Consider the following 4,087-nt stretch of genomic DNA (forward strand, 5'->3'; position numbering starts at 1 on the left):
ATTTTTCATTAGAACAGACAATACTCTTTGAGTCAATGATTCACTAGAAGAAGCATCCACATAAATAACAAGATTTAAGTTGTGAAATTTTATTTTCTCTTTGAGAAAAGATGTTATGCCACAAGCTTTATTAGCCTTGATCATAATGATGTTATTCTTTTCTATTGAAGAGGTGAATTTATAATACTCTTTATCTCTATTAGCATATTTATTCATGTAGATTGAGGTAGGATAATAAATAGTTATCAGTTATTCGTTTTTAATACAAAAGACATTCTTTTTCATATATACTATAATGAACCTTACCTTATTCTTTCAATTCACAATAGCACATATTGTTAAAAATATTCACTATCAAAGGAAGTGAATATTTTTTATTTTAACAATATTGATAACTGGCTAATTTAAAAAAAAACATGGGTAAATATTTGAAATCCATTATAAAATCTTTGAAGAAGCTTGGCTGAAAGCTGTATTTAATGTGCTATATTTTATAGTGTACGATCTATTAATGAGAGTTAATAATGCTTTTTGTATATTTAATGATGCCGTGAAACTGAGCCGCTTGTTTCACAGCCATTTTTTCCGCCCTTCTCTAATAACCATCTCCTCATTAGGCTCGAAACAGGCCAGTAGAGATTTCTATTTTTCATAGGCAAAGGTATTTCATATTCCCGGTACAACTAAAATTCAAGCCCTGACGGGTTTTGTGAAAAATCTTCCTCTTTCCCTCCAGGCGAGCGTATTTATTCCCCAAAAATTTTGTCATACCGCCAATCTGACCTTTTGCCGCCTGTAAAACAATAGAAACCTCACTGGCTCCGTCCCGGCATAAAAAAAAAGTCGATGATTATGAGAAGAACAGAAAAAAATAAAGAAAACAATATTTCCTACTTTCCATCTAGCATAAAATTGGTGTTGGTGGTAGCGTTGGCAGGTGTCCTTGTGTGGGCTGTGTCTTTCGGGTGGGTGGTGGCACTCTTTGCCTTTTATCTTCTATTCCGTCTGATATGGCGAATAATAAAGCTGATTATCAAATTGATACTCTCTACCATCTTTCTACTTCTCCTTATTTCATTGACCGCATTATTCATCCTTTAAAATCAGCAGATATGTATTACACAGAACCATACAGAAAAAAAGAATTTACAGCCAAGTACCAACAGCAGGAAAGGGTATATCAATTATTTGTGACAGCATTAAAAGCCATCAAACCCATAATTGCCCAGTATGATGGTAAAGTGGTAAACGTCAAGTTGGTAAAATCGGCAAAGGAGGTTATAAAAGATGTCTTTGTCAGCTTGTCGGGTAACACGATCAACATTAGTGTCGACAGCCTGACAAGGATGTACAAAAGCGAGAATACACCGGGCAACGGCAACATAGATAAGTCCAATTATGAATTTACAATCTCAACAGATGATAACAAACGATTGGATAGTGTCAAGACCATTGAAACCATTAACGAAGAAATAAACTACCTGATAAGCGAAATTACAGCGATTCTGAACGATATATCATTCAACTATGATAAGGAAGTCGAAGAATACAAGAAGCTAAAGCAAGCGATAAAAGACTATGAGCAAAGGTTTTCTAACAGACTGAAAAGATACATAAGAATAGATTAATCACGCACTAAAATTGAATCATTATGAAAACAGTATATATAGATAAATCAAAGACAGCAGCATTTACAGGTCATCGTTATATCAATACAGATAATAGTCTATTGAGGGATGAATTAACACGTATCATTCGGGAACAGTACCACAATGGCTATACTACATTCATTACAGGAGGTGCAGTCGGATTTGATTTATTGGCAGCAGAAATTGTTCTTGAATTAGAGAAAGAATACACCGATATACAGTTGTTCTGTGCTGTTCCCTATACAGGGCATCATTTGTATTTCAGAGAAGAAAGCAAACGGCGGTATATCCATATTGCCGATAAAGTAACATCGAATATCCTGTTATCCTCTCATTATTTTGATGGCTGTTTTCTTCGCCGTAACGACTACATGCTCGAAAAATGCTCTTTAGTAATAGCCTACTATGCCCAAATAACCAAGAGTGGCACAGGCTATACCATCCGCAAGGCACAAGAAAGCAACATTCCAATTATTAACCTATATAAATAACAAAAGCCATGACAAAATTATATTCATTATTCGCAGGAACAACAACCGATACAGAGCAACAAGTAGTAGAAGTAAACCAAGTCGTTCAGATGGAAGGCTACAGTAATGACCGTTATGTAATCCACAAGATTATACACAACGATTACGGCTACCAATACCATTTGATAAACCTCCGCACCCTTAATATGCAACAGTCAAGAATCATTAAACCGTTGAGCCAAAAGTTTGGTATCGGGATGTATTACGATGAAAACAATATCGAGTTTATGCCCGAAGCAGAGGTTGCAGAACTCTATGCCAAAGCAAAGGAAAAACGGGATTCAAAAAGGGATGCGGAACGGAAAGAAAATGAACGCAAGGAAGCTGTAAGGGTAATCGGTCGCAAGTGGTTACAGGAGAATCTGCCTAATGATGTACAAGCACTAATTGTTGCCCGATTGAAACAGGACGAGAGCGACAGCCAAAGCGATTACTTTGCAAGCCGTACACAATACACCGTCATTCTAGGCTTTTCCAAGCACAAAAGAGACATCTTTTCCGAAATGCGTAAACACGCATCCAATTTCAAAGAAACTGCCTACTTAGCGGAATACAATGAAAAATACGAACACAGGGAAAAATACTTGATGGGTGCAGGGTACTATTTAGGAGAAAGTAAGTATCACGGTTGGATAATCGAAAAATGCCCTATTTACACGAGGGAAAAAACAATCGAAGATTTTGCCTATGCCGCAGGGTGTCCCGATGGCATACACTTGGGTAGCAAACAGGCAGACGAACAGACGACCACAGAACAGGTAAACACAGGTAATCTATCTTTTGAAATAGTTGATTATTCCGAGAAAGCAATCGTCCTTTTCGGAGATACCAAAGAAATTAAAGACCTGCTTAAAGCGATGGGCGGAAAATTCAATCCGAGACTGAGCCATAAAGGAGAAAAGCAAGCAGGGTGGATATTCCAAAAGAGCAAGCGAGAGGAACTGCAAAATATTATCAATCTGGATAAATAGAAAATAGTAAAACGAAAGTATAACAAGGGGCAGAAACTCCTGCCCCATAAATCAAATTACAATATGTGGAGAATAATAGATAACAAAGGAACTCTTTATTCTGGAAATGAAGAAGATATAAAGATCATATATGATCAGATCAAAAGTGGAAAGATACAAGAGAAATGGTACGGTGACTTATTGCTCGTACAAGTACATGATATTCACAGATAAACAGCATAAAATTATGAAATCAACGAATCATTTCAAAAATACCATACAAGCCTATTTAGAACAACGTGCAGCAAGCGATCCGCAGTTCGAATGGGCATATACTACTAAAGAGAACAAAGGTATTGACCAGTGCATAGCATATATCCTTAATACGGTACAAAAGAGCGGTTGCAACGGCTTTACGGACGAAGAAATTTTCTCAATGGCAGCGTATTACTATACAACGGATAATATTGAAGCAGGCAACCCTGTCAACTGTCATGTGGTTGTAAACCATGTAGTACAACTGACAGAAGAAGAAAAAGAACAGGCACGCAAAGAAGCCATAGAGCGGGTACACAACGAAGCCTATAACAAAATGAGACAGCCTGTAAAGAAAGCAAAAAAGGTATCTCTTATTCCACAACAACCAAGTTTATTTGATTTTTAAAACTGTATCCTTATGAAACCGAAGAATAAATTTCAACAGCAAGTAGTCGAAGCGAGTAAAACCCTGCCTAAACTGACAGGAGTACAAGTCGATTGGGGCTATAAGCATTGCATTGAGCATATTGCCCATAAAACTAAGAAAGGCATTATTACCTGTTTGGATTGCGGACACCGTTGGACAGATGAGGATATAACAGCCGAACATTGCACCTGTCCTAATTGCAAGCTAAAATTAAAAGTAGAGGAAACACGCAGGCGTACTTTTTTGGATTATGAATTCCTGTGCGTTGTTACC

At 37.0% G+C, this 4,087-nt stretch carries 7 protein-coding genes and 1 pseudogene; 7 read left to right on the top strand and 1 reads right to left on the bottom strand.

Annotated features, from left to right (window positions below):
- A partial coding sequence (locus tag IR083_RS24470) for a hypothetical protein (protein WP_206759858.1) occupies positions 1 to 216 on the bottom strand: 216 nt, incomplete at its 3' end.
- A gap of 636 nt (positions 217 to 852) precedes the next feature.
- On the opposite strand from IR083_RS24470, the gene IR083_RS09080 reads away from it, so the two are divergent.
- The 7 genes and pseudogenes from IR083_RS09080 to IR083_RS09110 all read left to right on the top strand — a co-directional run.
- Positions 853 to 1,101 carry a hypothetical protein gene (locus IR083_RS09080; protein ID WP_194224053.1) on the top strand — a complete coding sequence of 83 codons (249 nt, stop codon included), beginning with the start codon at positions 853 to 855 and terminating at the stop codon, positions 1,099 to 1,101.
- 11 nt (positions 1,102 to 1,112) lie between these two features.
- Entirely contained in the window at positions 1,113 to 1,628 is a 516-nt protein-coding gene (locus IR083_RS09085) for a hypothetical protein (protein ID WP_194224054.1), read from the top strand.
- Positions 1,629 to 1,651: 23 nt separating this feature from the next.
- On the top strand, positions 1,652 to 2,140 hold the full coding sequence (locus IR083_RS09090) for an SLOG family protein (protein ID WP_194224055.1): 489 nt from the start codon (positions 1,652 to 1,654) through the stop codon (positions 2,138 to 2,140).
- Between the two features lie 8 nt (positions 2,141 to 2,148).
- Positions 2,149 to 3,150, top strand: a complete 1,002-nt coding sequence (locus IR083_RS09095) for a fusion protein (RefSeq protein ID WP_194224056.1) — start codon at positions 2,149 to 2,151, stop codon at positions 3,148 to 3,150.
- A gap of 63 nt (positions 3,151 to 3,213) precedes the next feature.
- Positions 3,214 to 3,363 carry a hypothetical protein gene (locus IR083_RS09100; RefSeq protein WP_194222783.1) on the top strand — a complete coding sequence of 50 codons (150 nt, stop codon included), beginning with the start codon at positions 3,214 to 3,216 and terminating at the stop codon, positions 3,361 to 3,363.
- Positions 3,364 to 3,376: 13 nt separating this feature from the next.
- Complete coding sequence (locus IR083_RS09105; protein WP_194224057.1) at positions 3,377 to 3,793, top strand: PcfK-like family protein; 417 nt, start codon at positions 3,377 to 3,379, stop codon at positions 3,791 to 3,793.
- Positions 3,794 to 3,805: 12 nt separating this feature from the next.
- A pseudogene (locus tag IR083_RS09110) lies at positions 3,806 to 4,087 on the top strand (hypothetical protein); the annotation flags it as partial.

Source organism: Dysgonomonas sp. GY75 (genome assembly GCF_015234155.1).
GTDB classification, from domain to species: domain Bacteria; phylum Bacteroidota; class Bacteroidia; order Bacteroidales; family Dysgonomonadaceae; genus Dysgonomonas; species Dysgonomonas gadei.